The sequence below is a fragment of the Leeuwenhoekiella sp. NPDC079379 genome, assembly GCF_044542075.1.
Lineage (GTDB): Bacteria > Bacteroidota > Bacteroidia > Flavobacteriales > Flavobacteriaceae > Leeuwenhoekiella.
This window is the reverse complement of record NZ_JBITTU010000002.1, coordinates 246,995-267,507: the sequence shown is the minus strand read 5'-3', so window position 1 is coordinate 267,507 and position 20,513 is coordinate 246,995. Positions and strand designations below refer to the sequence as shown.

The following is a 20,513-nucleotide window of genomic DNA, read 5'->3' as shown; positions in this document are numbered from 1 at the left end:
TTTAGTATCTTAGTATAAGTTTAAAAGTTAGTAATACTTTTATTTATTCTGAAAAGTATTATTTGTTGCCCATACAGTTATGAAATACTTAAAACGTGTTCAGAATTTAAAAATCATAAATGTATAGGATCGGGATTTAAAGATTAATCCCTATGTATTGATTTACGGTGCAAGTACTAATATTCTTGCTAAAGAACTTAAAGGGTTCACCGGTAAAAAGTCAAGCCATTTGAAGCTCTATTAAGATTATTTAATCTTAATAGAGCTTTTTTATTAAAAACCACTCAATCAAGATTACAATCTTTATTCCCTATATCAGTGGCATTAAGAACAAATTAGGTGTTAAAATCTGCTATAAAATTCTATATTTGCAGACCGAAAAAATTATTAAAATCTATTTGAGATTTTTAACTATTATATAGAGGATTAATTCTTAATTAGTGATGTAATCCTAAAACCAAGATTTATAAAAAGAAAATTTCTATGTCAACCAAAACGTCTACAATAGCATACACAAAAACAGACGAAGCACCGGCTTTAGCTACACATTCTCTATTACCTATTATTAGAAAATTTGCCAAAGCTGCAAATATCGAATTAGAAGTTAAAGATATCTCTTTAGCTGCTAGACTATTAGCTACATTTCCTGATTATCTTAAAGATGACCAAAAAGTAGAAGACGCTCTAGCCATATTAGGAGAACTTGCTAAAAGTGCAGACGCTAACATAATTAAGCTTCCTAACATTAGCGCTTCTATACCACAGTTAACTGAGGTTATTAAAGAATTACAAGCAAAGGGATTTGCAGTACCTAGCTACCCGGAAGAAGCAAAAACTGAAGAGCAAAAGGCTTTAAGACAGCGTTTTGCGAAAGTCTTAGGTAGTGCAGTGAATCCTGTTTTACGAGAAGGTAATTCAGATAGACGTGCTCCTAAACCAGTTAAAGAATATGCTAAGAAAAACCCACATAGCATGGGTGCTTGGGGCAGCGACAGTAAATCGCATGTTGCTATAATGTCTGAGGGTGATTTTAAATCTAATGAAAAGTCACTTACTATAGAAGACGCTACAGAGGTTAATATCATACATACTGACGCAAGCGGAACAAAAACAAATTTAAAAGCAAATTTATCACTCAAGGCAGGCGAAGTTATTGATGCTACTGTAATGAGCAAAAGGTCACTTTTAGCTTTTTTAAGTGAACAAATAAATGACGCAAAGGCAAAAAATATTTTGCTTTCTATACATCTTAAAGCAACCATGATGAAGGTTTCAGACCCTATCATTTTTGGTCACGCTCTTCGTGTTTATTTCAAAGATGTTTTTGAAAAATACGGTGAAGATTTAAAATCTATAGGTGTAGATGCTAAAAATGGATTAGCTGTCTTATTAAATGACATTAAAAAATTACCTGCAGATAAGCAACAAGAAATAGAACAAGCAATTGCTGAAACACTTAAAAATCGTGCAGATCTTGCAATGGTTAATTCTGATAAAGGAATTACAAATCTTCACGTTCCTAGTGATATTATCATTGACGCCTCAATGCCTGCGATGATACGTAACAGTGGCCAAATGTGGAATGCGGCTGGTAAATCTCAGGATACAAAGGCGGTTATACCAGATAGCAGCTACGCAGGTATCTATCAGGAAACTATAGATTTTTGTAAAGAGAACGGTGCTTTTGATCCTAAAACTATGGGTACAGTACCTAACATAGGTTTGATGGCTCAAAAGGCAGAAGAATATGGTTCTCACGATAAAACTTTTGAAATCCCATTAGATGGAAATGTTCAGGTTATCAACGCCTCAGGTACTGTACTTTTAGAACATAATGTAGAAGCAGGAGATATCTGGAGAATGTGTCAAACTAAAGATGCACCTATTCAAGACTGGGTTAAATTAGCCGTGAACAGAGCCCGCGCAACAGGTACCCCTACTTTATTCTGGCTAGATGAGAATCGTGCACATGATGCAGAATTAATAACTAAGGTAAACCTGTACTTAAAAGATCACGATACAGAAGGTTTAGATATACAAATAATGTCTCCTGAGCTTGCTACACGCTTTACACTTAAAAGAATGAAAGCAGGCGAAGACACAATTTCTGTGACAGGAAATGTTTTACGTGACTATAATACAGACCTTTTCCCAATTCTTGAAGTAGGTACCAGTGCAAAAATGCTGTCTATCGTTCCTTTAATGAATGGTGGTGGGCTTTTTGAAACCGGTGCAGGTGGTTCTGCTCCTAAACACGTACAGCAGTTTGTTGAAGAAGGTCATCTACGCTGGGATTCTTTGGGAGAATTTCTTGCATTAGCTGTTTCGTTAGAACACGAGGCTGAAGCTAATGGAAATACAAAAGCATTAGTTTTAGCAGAAGCATTAGACGATGCTACCATTAAATTCTTAGACAATAACAGATCCCCTTCTCGTAACGTTAACGAGCTTGACAATCGCGGTAGCCACTTTTATTTAGCTCTTTACTGGGCGCAAGCTCTGGCAGCTCAAGATAAAGATACTGAGTTAAAGGTTCATTTTGCAGAAATTGCTAGTGAACTAGAAACTAATGAAGCTAAGATTCTTTCAGAATTATTAGAAGCACAAGGATCTCCTGTAGACTTAGGTGGCTATTATTTTCCTGATGAAGAAAAGTCAGAAAATGCAATGCGACCAAGTGCTACTTTAAATGCTATTATAAATTCATAATCGCACCTTATAAATTAATTTAACGGGTTTTGAAGCTACTTCAAAACCCGTATTTTATTGATCCCTTTTTATTTTTAATCATCATTTTACGCCTATTTCAATTAAAATACTCCTTCTCTCAAAAAACGTGTGATTTAATGCCCTAAGTCTCTTATTTTTGAAAAAAAAACTTGATCAAGAATTCTTTTATTTTATTCCTGTTATTAGGAGTAATTTCCGCCGGCTGGAGCCAAAAAAACCACACACTTAGTGGTATTATTTCTGCAGCTTCCTCAAATGAAACATTAATAGGTGTAAATGTTTTAGTACCTCAATTAAATGCAGGTGCTGTTACTAATGAATATGGCTTTTACTCGATCACCTTACCCGAAGGTGAGCACAACATTCAAATAAGTTTTATTGGTTTTAATTCAGTTTCAAATACAATTAATCTTACTGAAAATACAAAGTTAAACTTCAGCTTAGAAGAAGCTACTGAAACTTTAGATGAGATAATAATTGAAGAAAACATTGAAAAACTAAGCATTAGAAAGCCTCAAATGAGTGTAAATGCTCTAACCGCATCTACCATTAAACAAATTCCAGTTGTTTTTGGTGAGGCAGATGTAATAAAATCTATTCTACTATTACCAGGTGTCACTAGTGCTGGCGAGGGCGCAAGTGGTTTTAATGTGAGAGGTGGTGCTGTAGATCAAAATCTCATACTTTTAGACGAAGCTATAATCTTTAACTCCTCTCATTTGTTTGGTTTCTTTTCCGTATTCAATCCTGATGCGATTAAAGATTTAAAACTTTACAAAGGAGGTATTCCTGCTCGTTATGGTGGTAGAGTATCATCTGTACTTGATATTTACCAGAAAGAAGGAAACAGTAAAGAGTTTCACGCTAATGGCGGTATTGGCGCTATTGCTAGTAGATTACTGGTTGAAGGTCCTATCGTAAAAGACAAATCTGCTTTTCTAATAGGTGGTAGAGCCTCCTATGCTCATCTTTTTTTACCACTATTTGATTTAGACAATAAAGCTTATTTCTACGACTTAAATGCAAAACTGAATTACAAATTAAATGAAAACAACAATTTTTACCTATCGGGCTATTTTGGAAGAGACCTTTTTAGCGTCAATGAAAGTTTTGTAAATGTTTATGGTAATGCTACTATAAACCTAAGATGGAATCATATTTTCTCAGACAAGTTATTTTCTAATCTTTCACTTATTTACTCTGACTATTATTACGGTCTTGAGCTCGATTTTGTAGGCTTCCAATATGACTCGGGTATTCGTAATTTTAATTTAAAGTATGATTTTCAACATTATTTAAATAATGATTTAAAATTAAGCTACGGGATTAATAATATTTATTACCGCTTTAATCCGGCTACAATTGAGCCCAACAGACCAGACTCTGGCATAGTACCATCACAACTCACACATAAATTTGCTAATGAATTTGCGGCATATATTGAGGCAGAGCAAGATATTACCAGCAATTTAACCTTGCGATATGGATTACGATTAAGTCATTTTACAAGACTGGGACAGGATTCTTTTTCTAGATATGCAGATGACAATCCGCTTATTTACAATGATAACTTAAAAATTTATCAACCAGCAACTCCTTCAGAAATAGATATAAATACTGGCACTTTAGCCACATATACAAATTTAGAACCCCGGGCTTCATTATCGTACACTCTAAATAACTCGAGTTCTATAAAAGCGAGTTATAATAGAATGGCTCAGTATTTACATTTAATTTCAAACACAAACTCTCCAACTCCGCTTGATGTCTACGCTCCAAGTGGTCCTTACTTAAAGCCTCAGCTTCTTGATCAATATGCATTAGGTTATTTTAAAGAACTTGCAGATGGCGACTATTCTATAGAAAGTGAGGTGTTTTATAAAGATGTACAAAACAGGCTTGATTATAGAAATGGTGCCCAGCTCATCGCTAACGATGCTATTGAAGGCGAAGTACTTGTAGGTAAGGCCCGTGCCTATGGTTTAGAGTTTTTAGCTCGAAAGAATGAAGGTGATTTCACCGGTTGGTTAGCATACACATTGTCTCGCAGTGAGCAGCAAACTCCCGGTCGTTTACCCGGCGAATTAGGAATTAATGATGGAAACTGGTATGCTTCGGCTTACGATAAAACTCATGATATAAGTGCTTATTTAAATTATAAGGCGAGTAAAAAATGGAATTTCAATGCTAATTTTGTATTTCAAACCGGGCAACCTACAAATTATCCGGTAAGTCAATCTAGCTTTCAAGGCTTGATTACTTCAAATTATGGTATGCGTAATCAAGAACGGCTCCCTTCTTATAATAGATTAGATATCTCAGCAACCCTTACACCTTCTAAAAACATAGATCGAAGGGTAAAAGGAGAATGGGTATTTAGTATTTATAACGTGTATAACCGTATGAATGCTGCTTCAATTAATTTTAGACAAAATGAAGATACCGGAGTTAATGAAGCTGTCAAAACTTCAATCTTCGGAATCTTGCCTTCTGTAACTTATAATTTTAAATTCTAATGTGCACCTTCATAAAATACACAGCAATTGCAGTTTTCACAGTGCTTATAATCGGTTGCCAGGAGACTATAGATGTAGATTTACCAACAACGGAAGAGCGACTGGTGGTAGATGCGTTAATGCGTATTCCGCAATCCAACTCTAATTTTGTAAGAGCCTATTTGAGACTTACCTTAACTACCGGATTTTTTGAGGATACAATCCCCACAGTTAATGACGCCGTTATTAATTTAAGAAGCAACTCAGAAACCTTTAGACTCAACCTCGAAGGGAATGGCTTTTATAGTGCTATGGTTCCCCGAGATCAAATCACAAATGATGAGATGATACTTACAATTTTCTATAACGATGAGATTTATAGATCTACAGCGCGCTTTGTCGCTTCAGTACCTTTAGATTCGCTAACACAAGGAGATGGCAGTTTATTTACCGGCGATGAGACTGAAGTTGTCGTAACCTACACAGATACTCCTAATCAAGATAATTATTATCTTTTTGACCTTGATCAAGGGCAGTATTTAACTAGTGAAGATACTTTTTATAAAAATCAGCAGTTTTCTTTTTCTTATTTTTACGATGAAGTAAAACCGCAAGATACACTTGATATTGAGCTTATAGGCATTACTAAACCCTTTTTTGATTATATGAGTATTGTAATCAATCAATCTGGTTCTGCATCAGGAAATCCTTTTGCTGCACCACCTTCAGAAATAAGAGGGAATATAATTAATGATACAGACGAAACTCATTATCCTCTAGGTTATTTTGCTATTGGTGAAAGCTTCAGCGATCAGATAATTATAGAATAGCTTTTGATGTTTTCGACTTCAAACTAAAATTAAATCATAGCACTTTAAATGAGTTTCACTAAAGTTACAGAACAAGACTCTGAGTATACTAATTTAGAAAAAATGAGTATTTCTGAAGTATTAACCTCCATTAATACCGAAGATAAAACCGTACCTCTTGCCGTTGAAAAGGCTATGCCTCAAATTGAAAAATTAGTTAGCAAAGTAGTTGATCAACTTAAAGCAGGTGGGAGACTTTTTTATATGGGAGCAGGCACCAGCGGAAGATTAGGAGTTGTGGACGCCTCAGAATGCCCGCCTACATTTGGAGTTCCTCACGAGTTAGTTGTGGGATTAATTGCAGGAGGAGAAGCCGCTATTCGCAAAGCCGTTGAATTTGCCGAAGACAGTACTACCCAAGGTTGGTCAGATTTACAAAACCACGATATAACATCTAAAGATTTTGTTATAGGCATTGCAGCTTCAGGCACAACGCCTTATGTATTGCACGCATTAAAAGCGTGTAATGAACGTAATATACCCACAGGTAGTATAACGTGTAATGCAAAATGTCCTATTTCGTTAGAAGCAGAATACCCTATTGAAGTAATTGTAGGTCCAGAATTTGTTACCGGAAGTAGTAGAATGAAAGCTGGTACTGCTCAAAAACTAGTACTTAATATGATTTCTACGACCTCTATGATACAGTTAGGTAAAGTGAAGGGCAACAAAATGGTAGATATGCAATTGAGTAATGATAAGCTTGTAGATCGTGGTGTACGTATGATACAAGCTGAGCTAGACATAGACACCAATGAAGCCGCTCATTTATTAAAAAAATATGGCTCTGTACGTGCAGCAGTAACTAATTATATAAAGTAATGGGAACAGACAAAGAAGCTTTAGCAAAAGGAGTACAAACTATGGCAATGTCGCTGTTGTTCATGTTTTTAGGACCAGGCCTTATTTATCAGGCATTTAAAAATCAGGAGCACCCACTCTATATTCCTGTTTTGATTTTAGGTGGTGTAGCAGCTATACTTGCTATCTACTTTGGGTTTAAGGGTATAAACCGAATTATGGATTCTATGTTCGGTAAGAAATAAATAACCGTAGATTCATAAGAACTTTTAAGCTTTTAAAATTCAGATATACAACTTTCGAGCATTTTAAAATGAGGTAACGAGTTAGCTCATTATAGCTATAGACATTTAATTTTAAGAAAAAAACGCTCACTTTTAAACAATAAAAAAAGCCTTTGCTATTAGCAAAGGCTTTTTTATATATACTCTTGAAGTCGCTTATTTAGCGAATTTCTTGTATTTGTTCTTGAACTTATCAATACGACCTGCTGTATCTACTAACTTAGATTTACCGGTGTAGAATGGGTGTGATGATCTTGAAATCTCCAGTTTTACCAATGGGTAAACTTCACCTTCTACTTCTATCGTTTCTTTTGTATTGGCAGTAGATTTAGTTAAAAACACATCATCGTTAGACATGTCTTTAAATGCTACTACTCTAAAATTTTCTGGATGTATCTCTTTTTTCATCGTAAAATGCTTTAAAATCTGCTGAATTTTGAGGTGCAAATTTAGAAATAAAATATAATCTAACAAGGCTAAATGCAATTATATTTAACTTTTATTCAAAAAAGAAAATAAATGTAACATAATAGCCCTTATCTCTACTTATGTATTACTAAAAATATAGGTGTATTTATACCTAAAACGTACTTTTACAAACTAAATCTTAACTAAGATGAAAGAACAACCACAGACTACAGGAAAAGTTGCATTAACCTACGGTACTCTACTAGGAGTACTCTCTATTACACAAGCCGTAATACTCTATATCACGAATAGTTTATTAGACCAAAACTGGGTTACTGCAGTTGTAGGATTTGCCATTATGATTGGGATGATTGTATATGGTCAAATGGTTTTTAAAAAGGGTAATGGCGGTTATATGAACTTTAAAGAAGCACTTAAAGTAGGTGTAGGTATTGCTATTACCGGTGCTCTTATTGCTGCTTTGTATAACTTTATATTTCTAACGTTTATTGAGCCGGGATTTGTAGATCTTATTGTAGAAAAGCAACGTGAAGCGATGATTGAGCAATCTCCTAATATGACCGAAGCTCAAATCGAGCAAGGCTTAGCTATGGCTGGTCAATTTGCGCGACCTTGGGTACAATCTTCTTTTCAAATCGTTGGCGGAATCTTTTTTGGTTTTATCATATCACTTATAAGCGGTCTTATTCTTAAAACAGAAAACCCATATCAAGATTAATACAGTATGCAACTATCGGTAGTTATACCTCTTCTTAACGAAAAAGAATCTATACAAGAGCTTTATAACTGGCTTTTAAAAGTTATTACTTCAGAGCAATTAACGTATGAGCTTCTATTTATAGATGATGGTAGTACAGATGGTTCCTGGCAACTTATAGAGCATCTAGCAGAAAGTAATCCTAACATTAAAGGACTACGATTTAATAGAAACTATGGCAAAAGCCAGGCATTAAATGCCGGCTTTCTTGCTGTAGAGGGCGATGTGGTTATTACTATGGATGCCGATCTGCAAGATAGCCCAGACGAGATACCAGAACTTTACAGACTCGTTACCGAAGAAGGTTATGATCTGGTTTCAGGATGGAAAAAGAAACGATACGATTCAGTCTTATCAAAAAACCTTCCGTCTAAATTATTTAATGCAGCGGCTCGTAAAACCAGCGGACTCAAGTTACACGATTTTAATTGTGGCTTAAAAGCCTACCGAAATGAAGTTGTAAAAAACATAGACGTGTATGGTGATATGCATCGCTATATTCCCCTACTCGCCAAAAATGCAGGCTTCACTAATATCAGCGAAAAAACAGTACAACACCAAGCCCGTAAATATGGCCAGACAAAATTTGGTGCAGACCGGTTTATAAAAGGCTTTTTAGATTTACTAACTATTTGGTTTGTTACCCATTTTGCAAAGAGACCTATGCACTTGTTTGGGACACTAGGGGCAATTATGTTTATAATAGGTTTTGGTCTCGCAGCATATTTAGGTATAGACAAATTGTTTATAAATCCTACAGCACGTTTATTAACACAACGTCCTCAGTTTTATATTGCCCTAACCAGTATGATTATAGGAATGCAACTTTTTATAGCTGGTTTTCTTGGCGAACTCTTGCAGCGTACAAAACATGAGAGACCCCGGTATCTTATTAAAGATAAAAAGGGTTTTTAAGTAAAGTGTACGTTAACCGAAATGACTATTTTTGAATTTAAACTAATATAATTGCGCACTATGAATCCTGAAATTACTGCAAAAGCGGAGGCTTGGTTGTCTCCTACCTTTGATACAACCACACAAGAGGAAGTAAAAAAGTTACTTGCAAACAATACAGAAGATCTAAACGAGAGTTTCTATAAAAACCTGGAGTTTGGTACTGGTGGAATGCGCGGTATAATGGGCGTAGGCACAAACCGAATAAACAAATACACTTTAGGAAAAAACACTCAGGGATTATCTGATTATCTAAAAAAATCATTTCCGGGAGAGACCGTGAAAATTGCTATCGCTTACGATTGCCGTAACAACAGTAAAGAACTGGCTCAGGTTGTTGCAGATGTTTTTTCTGCAAATGATATAAAAGTATTTTTATTTAGTGATCTAAGACCTACACCAGAACTCAGTTTTGCTGTAAAGCACCTAGATTGCCATTGTGGTATCGTACTTACTGCAAGTCATAATCCACCAGAATATAATGGCTACAAAGTATACTGGCAAGATGGTGGTCAACTCGTACCACCACAAGATTCTGAAATAGTATCTCTTATAGAACAGCTTGACTATAGTGCTATAAATTTTGATGCTAAAAAAGAGCACATAACCTTTATAGATACTGAAGTTGATGCCGCATTCATAGAAGCTTCCTTAGAAAACGGAAGCTTTAAGGAACTAGCAAAACATCGCGATGATGTAACAATCGTTTTTACACCACTTCACGGAACATCAGTAACTGTAATTCCTGATGTTTTAAAACAAGCAGGTTACAAAAATGTACATATTGTTGAAGAGCAACGCAAACCAGATGGTAATTTCCCAACGGTAAAATCCCCCAATCCAGAAGAGCCTGAGGCTCTTAAAATGGCTATGGCTCTTGCTGAAGAAAAAAATGCAGATATTGTTATAGGTACAGATCCTGACTGTGATCGCCTGGGTATCGCTGTGCGTGATAACTCTGGTAAATTAGTGCTTCTAAATGGTAACCAGACTATGGTTGTTATGACAGATTTCTTACTGGATAATTATTTTGAAAACAATAAAGCAGATGGGACTGAATTTATAGGATCTACTATTGTGTCTACTCCTATGATGGAGGTTTTAGCGAAATCCTATGATGTAGAATGTAAATTAGGCCTTACCGGTTTTAAATGGATTGCTAAGATGATTAAAGATCATCCTAGTCAATATTTTATAGGTGGTGGTGAAGAGAGTTTTGGTTATATGGTAGGTGATTTTGTACGTGACAAAGATGCGGTAACCGCTACCCTACTCGCCTGCGAGATTGTAACTAAAGCAAAAAGCGAAGGTTCTTCATTTTATAAAAAATTACAAGACCTTTATGTAAAACATGGTTTTTTTAAAGAAGATCTAACCTCATTAGTGAAAAAAGGAATTTCTGGAGCTGAAGAGATTAAACAAACAATGATTAATTTGCGCGAAAACCCAATGACCTCTATTATAGGTGAACGTATTGTTCAAATAGATGACTACGCAAGTTCAAAATCATTAAAGGTAAATACAGGAAGCTCTAGTGATATAGAAATTCCAAAATCTAATGTTCTTATTTACCATACAGACAAAGGCTCTCGTATTGCCGCACGACCAAGCGGCACAGAACCTAAAATAAAGTTTTACATAAGTGTTAATGATACGGTAGATAGTCTTGCAGATCTTGATAGCACAGAGAAAAAACTTGATGAGAAAATAGCAGGTATTCGCAAAGAATTAGGTCTGTAATTAGAAATAACTCATTTAGTAATAATATCTATAAATCCACCAGTATTTTAAACACTGGTGGATTTATACTTAAGTAGAGTACTCTATTATAATTTTACAAGCGTTTAGGCTTTATGAATTACTTTAAACAAATATTACAGTTTGCAATCCCCTACAAAAAGTACGCGATTCTTAATATTGTATGTAATATTCTATACGCTGTTTTCAGCACATTATCTTTTCTGGCATTAATCCCGGTTATCGAGATTTTATTTGATAAGAGTAAACGTATTTCAGTATTGCCAGTATGGGAAGGATGGCAGAATGTTAAGCAATATTCTGTAGATTATTTTTATTATAATGTAAGCCAGCGCGTGGCAGAGGATGAACTTTCAGCACTTGTTTTTATCTGCATAATCGTTGTTATTCTATTTTTTCTTAAAAATATATTTGGGTACTTAGCTACCTATTTTATTACCTTTTTACGTAACGGGGTGATGCGTGATGTACGTGATGCGATTTATGATAAATTAATCGAATTGCCTATTTCTTATTTTTCAGAAAAACGAAAAGGTGATACCATTTCCCGAATTACAGCAGATGTTAACGAAGTAGAACGCTCCTTCCTATCTATATTAGAAATGGTAGTACGTGAGCCGTTAACTATCATTTTTACTATCATCGCGATGGTTCTTATGAGTGCCAAACTTACCTTATTTGTTTTTGTATTTTTACCTATTTCAGGATTTGTGATTTCAAGAATAGGAAAATCACTAAAAAAGCAATCAAGTCAGGCTCAGGAAGAAAACAGTACGTTTTTATCTATTGTAGAAGAGACCTTATCAAGTCTTAAAATAATTAAAGGATTTAATGGAGAAGAGCAGTTTAGAACTAAATTCAGATCCAGTACAAATCGATTGAATACCGTGTTAAACAGCTTACTTAACCGTCAAAACCTGGCATCTCCGGCAAGTGAATTCTTAGGGATTTTTGTGATTGTAATCATCTTGTGGTTTGGTGGTCAAATGGTACTTGTAGATGGTACACTCTCTGCAGCAACATTTATTGCCTTTCTAGGTTTATCGTATAATATTTTAACGCCGGCAAAACAAATTAGTAAAGCCTCATACAGTGTAAAAAAAGGAGATGCCGCTGCAGAACGTATTCTTTCGGTTTTAAATACGGAAACCACAATAAAAGACAAACCAGATGCTAAAGTTGCATCAACTTTCTCAGATTCGGTACGTATTGAAAATATCACTTTTAGTTATGAAGACGAGCAGGTGCTCACAAATTTTAGTGCGGTAATTCCTAAGGGCAAAACTGTTGCCCTAGTAGGACAAAGCGGAAGTGGTAAAAGTACCATAGCAAATCTGGTTACCCGTTTTTATGACGTTAATGAGGGTGCCATAAAACTTGATGGGATAGATTTAAAAGACCTTACAAAAAATTCAGTACGGGCACAAATGGGATTAGTTACCCAAGATTCGATTCTTTTTAACGATACGGTACGCAATAACATTTTACTAGGCAAGCCAGATGCTAATAACGATGAAGTAATAGAAGCGCTTAAAATTGCTAATGCGTGGGAGTTTGTATCAGACTTACCTTTGAAACTTGATACAAACATAGGAGACAGCGGAAACAAATTAAGTGGCGGTCAAAAGCAACGTCTTTCTATTGCGCGGGCAGTTTTAAAAAACCCGCCAATTATGATCTTAGATGAGGCTACTTCTGCACTAGATACAGAAAGTGAACGCCTGGTTCAAAAAGCTTTAGAAAATATGATGATGAATCGTACTTCTATTGTAATTGCACACCGCTTATCTACCATTCAAAATGCAGATCAAATTATTGTAATGCACAAAGGAAAAATTGTTGAGCAGGGCAAGCATCAAGAACTCTTAGGTTTAAATGGGACCTATAAGAAATTAGTAGATATGCAGTCTTTTGACTAACTAAAAGTTCTTCTTTATTTTAAAAATAGCCTCACAGTAGATAATATGTTGAGGCTATTTATTTTTACAGTTTTATAATAATCACTATCTGATTAATTAATATTTGCAAAAGAAACAAAAAAGATACTTGTGCAGTTAAGTATTAATCGTAATATTGCAATGAATTAATAATAAAATATTATGGGATTAGCTAAAACCGAAATGTTTACTGACCAGCAAAATGAAATAGCTCTTTTTGCAAAGGTATTTGGTCATCCTGCACGCGTTGCTATTCTACAGCACCTATTTAAAATTAATTCTTGTGTTTGCGGTGATTTGGTAAATGAAATTGGATTAGCCCAGCCTACCATTTCTCAACATCTTAAAGAACTCAAATACTTAGGCTTAATAAAAGGTAGTGTTGAAGGTACTAGCGTATGCTATTGTATTCACAAAGAAAATTGGACTGTAATGAAAACTGTAATGACACAATTTCTTGATCAAGATATCTCGCAAAATAAAGATTGCTGTTAAAAATTTATACTAATTAATCGCATTATTGCAATAAACAAATATATCTATGAAACTATCCGAAGTAAAATCAGTACTGAAAGATTTAAGAACTATAAGCTTTCAGTTACCAAATGGGGATTTAGTCCCAAACCATTTTCACGTTACAGAAGTTGGTAAAATAACAAAGCATTTTATTGATTGTGGAGGAACGGAGCGCAAAGAAGAAATTGTCAATTTTCAGCTTTGGGATGCAAACGATTACGATCATAGACTACATCCCGAAAAACTATTCAATATAATTGAACTATCTATAAAAGCGTTAGAAATAGAAGATCTAGAAATTGAAGTTGAATATCAATCAGATACTATTGGAAAATTTGGACTTGATTTTAATGGAGAATCTTTTCTATTAACTAATAAACAAACAGATTGTCTTGCAAAAGATAAGTGCGGTATTTCAACAGAAAAAACCAAGGTACAATTATCTCGTTTATCTGATGAACCGTGTTGTTCTCCAGAAGGAAACTGTTGCTAATTATTCTATTTAAAATTTAAAAAAATGTCTACAAAAAAATCAAACCTATTCTTAGAATTAGAGAATGTAATTAAGCAGTTAACACCAGAATCTATTTCAAAGGAGCGCAAGAAAGTATTACAACCACTCACAGAATATATAAAGTCTAAGGCTTCATTAAATAAAGAAATTAGAATCAATTTTATTTGTACTCATAACTCACGTAGAAGTCATTTATCTCAGGTTTGGGCACAAACAATGGCCACTTATTTTGAGGTTAAAAATGTGTTTTGTTATTCTGGTGGTACAGAAGCTACGGCCTTATTTCCTATGGTTGCAGAAACTTTAAGAAATAGTGGGTTTCAAGTCTACAAGATTGCAGGAGAACAAAACCCTGTTTACAGTATCAACTACTCACAGAACGCACATCCTATTATTGGTTTTTCAAAAAAATTAGATGATGATTTTAACCCAAAGTCAGAGTTTGCAGCTATTATGACCTGTTCACAAGCAGATGGCGGCTGTCCTTTTATTGCTGGTGCAGAAAAGCGTATTCCTATCACTTATGAAGATCCTAAAATTTTTGATAATACAACTCATCAAGCTGAAAAATACAATGAAAGAAGCTTGCAGATAGCAACTGAAATGTTCTACGTTTTTTCACAAATAAATTCTTAGAATGGCTTCAAAAAAATTAAGTTTTCTCGACAAAAATCTAACGCTTTGGATATTTGTTGCGATGGCATTAGGTGTAGGTCTTGGCTATTTTATACCTACCTTACCTAAAATCATCAATTCATTTAATAGCGGAACTACAAATATTCCCATTGCAATAGGTTTAATCTTAATGATGTACCCTCCTTTAGCAAAAGTTAACTATGCTTTACTACCCAAGGTTTTTAGAAACACAAAAATTCTTTCTGTTTCGCTTCTATTAAATTGGGTAATTGGCCCCGTTTTGATGTTTGTATTAGCCATTACATTTTTACGCGATTATCCTGAATATATGGTTGGGCTCATCTTAATAGGTCTGGCTCGCTGTATAGCAATGGTATTGGTTTGGAATGATCTCGCAGAAGGAAATAGTGAATATGGAGCAGGTTTAGTAGCTTTAAATAGTATTTTTCAAATATTCGCTTACAGCTTTTATGCTTGGATTTTTATAACTGTGCTTCCTCCCTATTTTGGGTTTGAAGGTGCTATTGTAGATATTTCTATAGGTACAATTGCAGAAAGCGTAGCTATTTATCTAGGTATTCCATTTGCAATGGGGATAATTAGCAGACTGTTTCTAGCCAAATTTAAAGGCGAAAATTGGTACACAAACAAATTTATTCCTGCAATATCACCCATAACACTAATTGCACTTTTATTTACGATTGTTGTCATGTTTTCTTTAAAGGGCGAATTAATTGTAGAAATCCCTACAGATGTTTTAATTATAGCTGTACCATTATTAATCTATTTTACACTTATGTTTATTATAGGCTTTTTTGTAACTAAAGCAACAGGCGCTAATTATGATAAAACCACATCTGTAGCATTTACAGCCGCCGGAAATAATTTTGAATTGGCAATCGCAGTTGCAATTGCTGTATTTGGACTCAATTCTGGTCAAGCTTTTGCAGGTGTAATTGGTCCATTAGTTGAAGTCCCTGCACTAATTCTATTAGTTAAGGTTTCCTTCTGGTTACGCAAAAAGTATTTCAAAATAACTAATTAGAAATTAAATAAATTTTAAAATTGATTCCGTTTTATCTAAATTATTTTTATTTGCGGCTTCTATATAATTTGAAATAATCATAAAAGCATTGCCTTTAAATCATAATAAAGACAAGACGCACACAAAGTCCAATGCTAAAAGTATCGGTTATTTAGGACGAGACAAATTCAAAACATAAAAAAACCCGATGCAATTGCATCGGGTTTTTGAGTATTAATAACCAGATAAAACTCTGGAGTTATTCAATATTAAGGTTCTGTATTACTTAACCTCTTCAAAATCTACATCTTCTACATCACTTGCAGAAGTATCAGGGCTGTCACCAGCTGGCTGACCTGCATCAGGACCTGGTTGTGCACCGCCTTCAGCCTGAGCTTTGTAAATCTCTTCAGAAGCAGACTTCCAGATCTCATTTAGGTTATCTAAAGCAGGAGTTACTTGCTCTAATTCACCAGTTGCGTGAGCTTTTTTCAAGTCTTCTAAAGCACCTTCAATTTTGGTTTTATTATCTGCAGATAATTTATCACCAGAATCTTTCAACAATTTCTCAGTTTGGAAAACCATCTGGTCTGCCTCATTAAGTTTATCTACTTTTTCTTTAGCTTTCTTATCAGACTCCGCATTTGCTTCAGCATCTGCCTTCATCTTTTTAATTTCCTCTTCAGTAAGACCAGAAGAAGCTTCGATACGAATATCTTGTTTCTTACCAGTTGCTTTATCTTCAGCACTTACTTTAATGATACCATTAGCATCAATATCAAAAATAACTTCGATTTGAGGAGTACCTCTTTGTGCTGGTGGAATACCATCTAAGTGAAAACGACCTATAGTCTTATTATCATTTGCCATTGGGCGCTCTCCTTGCAATACGTGGATCTCAACACTTGGTTGATTGTCTGCAGCAGTAGAGAATACCTGTGACTTCTTAGTAGGGATAGTTGTATTAGACTCAATTAATTTTGTCAAAACACCACCCATAGTTTCAATACCTAAAGAAAGTGGGGTTACATCTAATAAAAGAACATCCTTAACGTCACCAGTTAATACACCACCTTGTATAGCAGCACCTACAGCAACAACCTCATCAGGGTTTACACCTTTACTTGGTTTCTTTCCGAAGAACTTCTCAACAGCTTCCTGTACAGCAGGAATACGTGTAGAACCACCTACTAAAATAATCTCATCGATGTCACTCTTAGAAAGACCTGCAGCTTTAAGAGCAGTCTCACAAGGAGCAATAGTTCTTTTTACTAAATCGTCTATTAACTGCTCATACTTAGAACGTGTTAATGTGCGTACTAAATGCTTAGGTCCACTAGCAGTAGCCGTTACATATGGCAGGTTAATTTCTGTTTGGTTTGAAGAAGAAAGCTCAATTTTTGCTTTCTCAGCAGCTTCTTTTAAACGCTGAAGTGCCATTGGGTCTTTACGAAGATCCATATCTTCTTCAGACTTAAACTCTTCTGCTAACCAGTTGATGATTTTGCTATCAACATCATCACCACCTAAATGCGTATCACCATCTGTTGCAAGTACTTCAAATACACCGTCACCTAACTCTAAGATAGAAACGTCATGCGTACCACCACCAAAGTCAAATACAACGATCTTTTGATCTGTACTTTTCTTGTCAAGACCGTAAGCTAGTGCAGCAGCAGTAGGCTCGTTAATTATACGCTCTACTTTAAGACCAGCGATCTCACCAGCTTCTTTGGTAGCCTGGCGCTGAGAGTCATTAAAGTAAGCAGGCACTGTAATAACAGCTCCAGTCACTTCGTGACCTAAATAGTCTTCTGCAGTTTTCTTCATTTTTTGAAGAATCATTGCAGATAATTCTTGTGGAGTATAAAGACGACCGTCAATATCAACACGCGGAGTATCGTTATCACCTTTCTTTACGCCATAAGCAACATTTTCTAATTCTCTATTAGACTCAGAAAATTTGTTTCCCATAAAACGCTTAATAGAAGATATCGTTTTGGTTGGGTTAGTAACAGCTTGCCTTTTTGCAGGGTCACCTACTTTGATTTCACCGCCTTCAACAAATGCTATCACAGAAGGAGTTGTTCTTTTACCTTCTGCATTAGGTATAACAACAGGCTCGTTACCTTCCATCACGGCAACACAGGAGTTTGTTGTACCTAAATCAATTCCTATGATCTTACTCATTATATATAATTTTAAGTGTTATTAATTTTTTGTTCGGTCTGTTTAAGACAATCTTTATGCCACCAGAATAACACTGCCAACCTGTCATAAATTTCTTATAGCAAGACAGTAACTTTGCCAAAGCATGTGTTACTGTCGGCTATACATTGCAATCTGTCGCAAAAACGCGACAGGATTTTTACTGCTATCCCTCTTGCGAAATACAATACCTAATAAAACCGTAGCTTTATTAAAAATTATGTGCTGCTGTTGAGTCCTAAACAAAAAACCTTTTTTAAAAGCCTTCATATCCTTTTTAGCTGCTATCTGGTTTTGGCTTTGCTAAAAATTGCCATTGCAAAAATCTTTTCGGGAAACACGGCATCTAATTACGTGCAAAGTAATCTGCGCGAAATTCTGGTATCAGAACCGCTAAGCGCCAGTTTAAAAATATTAATTATAGCTCCCATATTTGAAGAGCTTATGTTTAGAACACTTATAAAACCCACCCACACAGAACTAATATTATTCTTTGTATCGTGGCCAGCTTTTATGGCGCTTTTTATAATTCCAGCAGAAGTACACTTCATTTTTAAATATGCAGTTTTGGCAATTTTTATAAGTTGCTTTACATATATAGGTGCACAACTTCTCGATCCTTATAAAGCAAGGCACCTGCGCGCCTGGCTTTACAAACACTATAAATGGATCTGGATTCTAAGTTCTATTGTTTTTGGTCTCATACACATTAATAACTATGTAGATGCTTTTATCATTAACCTGCCGCTTTTATTGCATATCACACCGCGTATTCTCTCTGGTTTTATTTTTGGCTATGTAAAGATTAAAAACAAACATCTGGGCTGGTCAATGGCGTTGCACAGTATTAATAATGCAATCCCGCTCTCGATTTTACTTTTAGCGCATTAGCTTCTATTTAAGTCCAGGTTGAATCTAAAGTAAGCAACTCGCTCCATTGTGTAGTGTATCGCGGGCTTCGGTCTTTTTTAATTAATTCCCATTGATTCTGACGGTTACCTACCAGACCCGAATTTACTGTTGATTTACCATACTTCTCATTCAGCTTATCTACCGTGCGCATTAATGCGGAGCGGCTTTCAGAATTTACAGATTCAAACATATTCATTTGTACAAATTCCTGAGGAATAAGCCCACTTAAATTCACACCCACTTTTTTATAACGATAACCCGGTTTGTAAATCGATTTTAGAGCTTTTGTAGCTTCACGAGTTAAAATAAACGTGTCGTTAGTAGCAGTTGATAGTGTGACGGTTATGCTATTAGAATATTGTGCATCACGATCACTATGATAATTAGTCTGCAAAAAAACCTGAATAAATTGAGCACAGGAGTTTTGTTTACGTAGTACCTCACTCACTTCACTAATGTAAAAAGCACAGGCTTCTTCAATCAATCCTAAATCTGTAAGTTTTGATCCAAATGACTTTGCGGTACCTATTGCTTTTTTAGCCTTTGGCATCATCTCAAGACTCAAACAGGATTCTCCGCGAAGTTCTCGCCAAATGCGCTCTCCTACTACAGTCATATGCTTACGCACCCAATCTAGTGGTACTTCATAAGCAAATTGGTATGCGGTAAAAACACCTCTATTGTTCAGCCTCTGGCAATGCTTCTTTCCTATTCCCCATACATCTTTTATAACCGCATCTTTAAGCGCTTGCCTGCACCGCTCTTCGGTATCTAATACACAAACGTGATTGTAGCCAACTATTTTTTTTGACATTCGGTTTGCTAATTTAGCAAGTACCTTTGTTGGCGCGACCCCAACTCCTACGGGTAAACCTGTATTTCTTAATATCGTATTTTTTATAAGATGACCGTGTGCATTTAAGTCTACAAACTTCATATTAGCGAGATCTATAAAAGACTCATCAATACTGTAAATTTCTACATTAGGTGAAAATTGCTTGAGTGTATTCATAACACGCTGAGACATTTCTCCATAGAGTGTGTAATTAGAAGAGAAGAATTCTACACGGTGATCTACCAGAAGTTTTTTTATTTTAAAAACCGGCTCAAACATAGGTATCTGGGTTAATGCCTTTGCTTCTTTATTTGCAGCGATAATACAACCATCATTGTTACTTAAAACCACAACCGGTTTTCCCCACAAATCGGGCCTGAATACTTGCTCACACGAAGCATAAAAACTGTTGCAGTCTACCAGTGCGATCATTATAACGCGTGAATTATATAGGTTATAACTCCCCACAAAACCACCTCGTTATCTGCTTCAGTCAATTTTGAAATACGCTCTACTTTAAAATCACCATCACGCACTACCACAGCAAGTTTGCCCACAGTCGCATTGATCGAACGGTCAATAATAAGTACATCCTGATCACGTATCGTATGCTCTACCCAACCATCACCTTTTACACGAATAAAAAAAGTAGCATCTCTGTTTTTAGTGAGAATTAAGTTAAGGTCAAGGGTACTTTCAAGATAATGTGTAGCCGGACTCGGGAAACCGGTTTGTTCAGAACTACCTGCTTTGTGGGTATGTTCGGGTCGTTTTATCTTCTGTATTTCTTCAAATTCCATAGCTGTAAAATTATGGAATATTTCCAATAAATAGGATATTATCCTGTTAAAACC

The 20,513-nt window shown here is 35.4% G+C and carries 18 protein-coding genes; 14 read left to right on the top strand and 4 right to left on the bottom strand.

Features of this window, described 5'->3' with window-relative positions:
- Positions 1-483: 483 nt before the first annotated feature.
- The 5 genes from ACIGAM_RS04630 (at position 484) to ACIGAM_RS04610 (ending at position 7,140) form a co-directional block, all read left to right on the top strand.
- Entirely contained in the window at positions 484-2,709 is a 2,226-nt protein-coding gene (locus ACIGAM_RS04630) for an NADP-dependent isocitrate dehydrogenase (protein ID WP_396510291.1), read from the top strand.
- 170 nt (positions 2,710-2,879) lie between these two features.
- Positions 2,880-5,246 carry a carboxypeptidase-like regulatory domain-containing protein gene (locus tag ACIGAM_RS04625; protein WP_396510290.1) on the top strand — a complete coding sequence of 789 codons (2,367 nt, stop codon included), beginning with the start codon at positions 2,880-2,882 and terminating at the stop codon, positions 5,244-5,246.
- Entirely contained in the window at positions 5,246-6,055 is an 810-nt protein-coding gene (locus tag ACIGAM_RS04620) for a DUF4249 family protein (RefSeq protein WP_396510289.1), read from the top strand. Before ACIGAM_RS04625 ends, ACIGAM_RS04620 begins: the two co-directional genes overlap by 1 nt.
- A gap of 48 nt (positions 6,056-6,103) precedes the next feature.
- Positions 6,104-6,916: an N-acetylmuramic acid 6-phosphate etherase gene (gene murQ / locus ACIGAM_RS04615; RefSeq protein ID WP_396510288.1), complete on the top strand. Its 813-nt coding sequence runs from the start codon at positions 6,104-6,106 to the stop codon at positions 6,914-6,916.
- A complete protein-coding gene (locus ACIGAM_RS04610) occupies positions 6,916-7,140 on the top strand; it encodes a DUF6095 family protein (RefSeq protein WP_396510287.1) in 225 nt (74 codons plus the stop codon). Before murQ ends, ACIGAM_RS04610 begins: the two co-directional genes overlap by 1 nt.
- A gap of 195 nt (positions 7,141-7,335) precedes the next feature.
- Here the strand turns inward: ACIGAM_RS04610 and ACIGAM_RS04605 are convergent, their stop codons facing one another.
- Positions 7,336-7,587, bottom strand: a complete 252-nt coding sequence (locus ACIGAM_RS04605; RefSeq protein WP_028375723.1) for a type B 50S ribosomal protein L31 — start codon at positions 7,585-7,587, stop codon at positions 7,336-7,338.
- Between the two features lie 208 nt (positions 7,588-7,795).
- On the opposite strand from ACIGAM_RS04605, the gene ACIGAM_RS04600 reads away from it, so the two are divergent.
- The 8 genes from ACIGAM_RS04600 to arsB all read left to right on the top strand — a co-directional run bounded on the left by ACIGAM_RS04600 (position 7,796) and on the right by arsB (position 15,725).
- A complete protein-coding gene (locus tag ACIGAM_RS04600; RefSeq protein WP_396510286.1) occupies positions 7,796-8,326 on the top strand; it encodes a DUF4199 domain-containing protein in 531 nt (176 codons plus the stop codon).
- A gap of 6 nt (positions 8,327-8,332) precedes the next feature.
- Positions 8,333-9,280 carry a glycosyltransferase family 2 protein gene (locus tag ACIGAM_RS04595; RefSeq protein ID WP_396510285.1) on the top strand — a complete coding sequence of 316 codons (948 nt, stop codon included), beginning with the start codon at positions 8,333-8,335 and terminating at the stop codon, positions 9,278-9,280.
- Positions 9,281-9,340: 60 nt separating this feature from the next.
- Positions 9,341-11,059 (top strand): phospho-sugar mutase, encoded by a 1,719-nt coding sequence (locus ACIGAM_RS04590; RefSeq protein ID WP_396510284.1) that lies wholly within the window; start codon positions 9,341-9,343, stop codon positions 11,057-11,059.
- 113 nt (positions 11,060-11,172) lie between these two features.
- Positions 11,173-12,996, top strand: coding sequence for an ABC transporter ATP-binding protein (locus ACIGAM_RS04585; RefSeq protein ID WP_396510283.1), 1,824 nt, complete (start codon positions 11,173-11,175; stop codon positions 12,994-12,996).
- Positions 12,997-13,176: 180 nt separating this feature from the next.
- Positions 13,177-13,509 carry an ArsR/SmtB family transcription factor gene (locus ACIGAM_RS04580; protein WP_396510282.1) on the top strand — a complete coding sequence of 111 codons (333 nt, stop codon included), beginning with the start codon at positions 13,177-13,179 and terminating at the stop codon, positions 13,507-13,509.
- A gap of 46 nt (positions 13,510-13,555) precedes the next feature.
- Positions 13,556-14,023, top strand: a complete 468-nt coding sequence (locus tag ACIGAM_RS04575; protein ID WP_396510281.1) for a DUF6428 family protein — start codon at positions 13,556-13,558, stop codon at positions 14,021-14,023.
- 24 nt (positions 14,024-14,047) lie between these two features.
- Positions 14,048-14,680: a low molecular weight phosphatase family protein gene (locus ACIGAM_RS04570; protein ID WP_396510280.1), complete on the top strand. Its 633-nt coding sequence runs from the start codon at positions 14,048-14,050 to the stop codon at positions 14,678-14,680.
- Between the two features lies 1 nt (position 14,681).
- Complete coding sequence (gene arsB, locus ACIGAM_RS04565) at positions 14,682-15,725, top strand: ACR3 family arsenite efflux transporter (RefSeq protein WP_396510279.1); 1,044 nt, start codon at positions 14,682-14,684, stop codon at positions 15,723-15,725.
- Positions 15,726-15,986: 261 nt separating this feature from the next.
- Here the strand turns inward: arsB and dnaK are convergent, their stop codons facing one another.
- On the bottom strand, positions 15,987-17,894 hold the full coding sequence (gene dnaK, locus ACIGAM_RS04560) for a molecular chaperone DnaK (protein WP_396510278.1): 1,908 nt from the start codon (positions 17,892-17,894) through the stop codon (positions 15,987-15,989).
- Positions 17,895-18,143: 249 nt separating this feature from the next.
- Between dnaK and ACIGAM_RS04555 the strand changes: the two genes are divergently transcribed.
- Positions 18,144-18,803: a type II CAAX prenyl endopeptidase Rce1 family protein gene (locus ACIGAM_RS04555; protein WP_396510277.1), complete on the top strand. Its 660-nt coding sequence runs from the start codon at positions 18,144-18,146 to the stop codon at positions 18,801-18,803.
- Between the two features lie 7 nt (positions 18,804-18,810).
- Here ACIGAM_RS04555 and ACIGAM_RS04550 read toward each other — a convergent pair whose 3' ends face one another.
- Both ACIGAM_RS04550 and ACIGAM_RS04545 read right to left on the bottom strand, forming a co-directional pair.
- Positions 18,811-20,091: a Y-family DNA polymerase gene (locus tag ACIGAM_RS04550; protein ID WP_396510276.1), complete on the bottom strand. Its 1,281-nt coding sequence runs from the start codon at positions 20,089-20,091 to the stop codon at positions 18,811-18,813.
- Positions 20,091-20,459, bottom strand: coding sequence for a S24 family peptidase (locus ACIGAM_RS04545; protein WP_396510275.1), 369 nt, complete (start codon positions 20,457-20,459; stop codon positions 20,091-20,093). The genes ACIGAM_RS04550 and ACIGAM_RS04545 overlap by 1 nt, the downstream gene beginning before the upstream one ends.
- Positions 20,460-20,513 lie beyond the last annotated feature (54 nt).

Bases quoted from the DNA above. Each gene is read 5' to 3' on its own strand.
- ACIGAM_RS04630 (WP_396510291.1), top strand. From the start codon at position 484: ATGTCAACCAAAACGTCTACAATAGCATACACAAAAACAGACGAAGCA.
- ACIGAM_RS04620 (WP_396510289.1), top strand. From the start codon at position 5,246: ATGTGCACCTTCATAAAATACACAGCAATTGCAGTTTTCACAGTGCTT.
- murQ (WP_396510288.1), top strand. From the start codon at position 6,104: ATGAGTTTCACTAAAGTTACAGAACAAGACTCTGAGTATACTAATTTA.
- ACIGAM_RS04610 (WP_396510287.1), top strand. From the start codon at position 6,916: ATGGGAACAGACAAAGAAGCTTTAGCAAAAGGAGTACAAACTATGGCA.
- ACIGAM_RS04605 (WP_028375723.1), bottom strand. From the start codon at position 7,587: ATGAAAAAAGAGATACATCCAGAAAATTTTAGAGTAGTAGCATTTAAA.
- ACIGAM_RS04600 (WP_396510286.1), top strand. From the start codon at position 7,796: ATGAAAGAACAACCACAGACTACAGGAAAAGTTGCATTAACCTACGGT.
- ACIGAM_RS04595 (WP_396510285.1), top strand. From the start codon at position 8,333: ATGCAACTATCGGTAGTTATACCTCTTCTTAACGAAAAAGAATCTATA.
- ACIGAM_RS04590 (WP_396510284.1), top strand. From the start codon at position 9,341: ATGAATCCTGAAATTACTGCAAAAGCGGAGGCTTGGTTGTCTCCTACC.
- ACIGAM_RS04585 (WP_396510283.1), top strand. From the start codon at position 11,173: ATGAATTACTTTAAACAAATATTACAGTTTGCAATCCCCTACAAAAAG.
- ACIGAM_RS04580 (WP_396510282.1), top strand. From the start codon at position 13,177: ATGGGATTAGCTAAAACCGAAATGTTTACTGACCAGCAAAATGAAATA.
- ACIGAM_RS04575 (WP_396510281.1), top strand. From the start codon at position 13,556: ATGAAACTATCCGAAGTAAAATCAGTACTGAAAGATTTAAGAACTATA.
- ACIGAM_RS04570 (WP_396510280.1), top strand. From the start codon at position 14,048: ATGTCTACAAAAAAATCAAACCTATTCTTAGAATTAGAGAATGTAATT.
- arsB (WP_396510279.1), top strand. From the start codon at position 14,682: ATGGCTTCAAAAAAATTAAGTTTTCTCGACAAAAATCTAACGCTTTGG.
- dnaK (WP_396510278.1), bottom strand. From the start codon at position 17,894: ATGAGTAAGATCATAGGAATTGATTTAGGTACAACAAACTCCTGTGTT.
- ACIGAM_RS04550 (WP_396510276.1), bottom strand. From the start codon at position 20,091: ATGATCGCACTGGTAGACTGCAACAGTTTTTATGCTTCGTGTGAGCAA.
- ACIGAM_RS04545 (WP_396510275.1), bottom strand. From the start codon at position 20,459: ATGGAATTTGAAGAAATACAGAAGATAAAACGACCCGAACATACCCAC.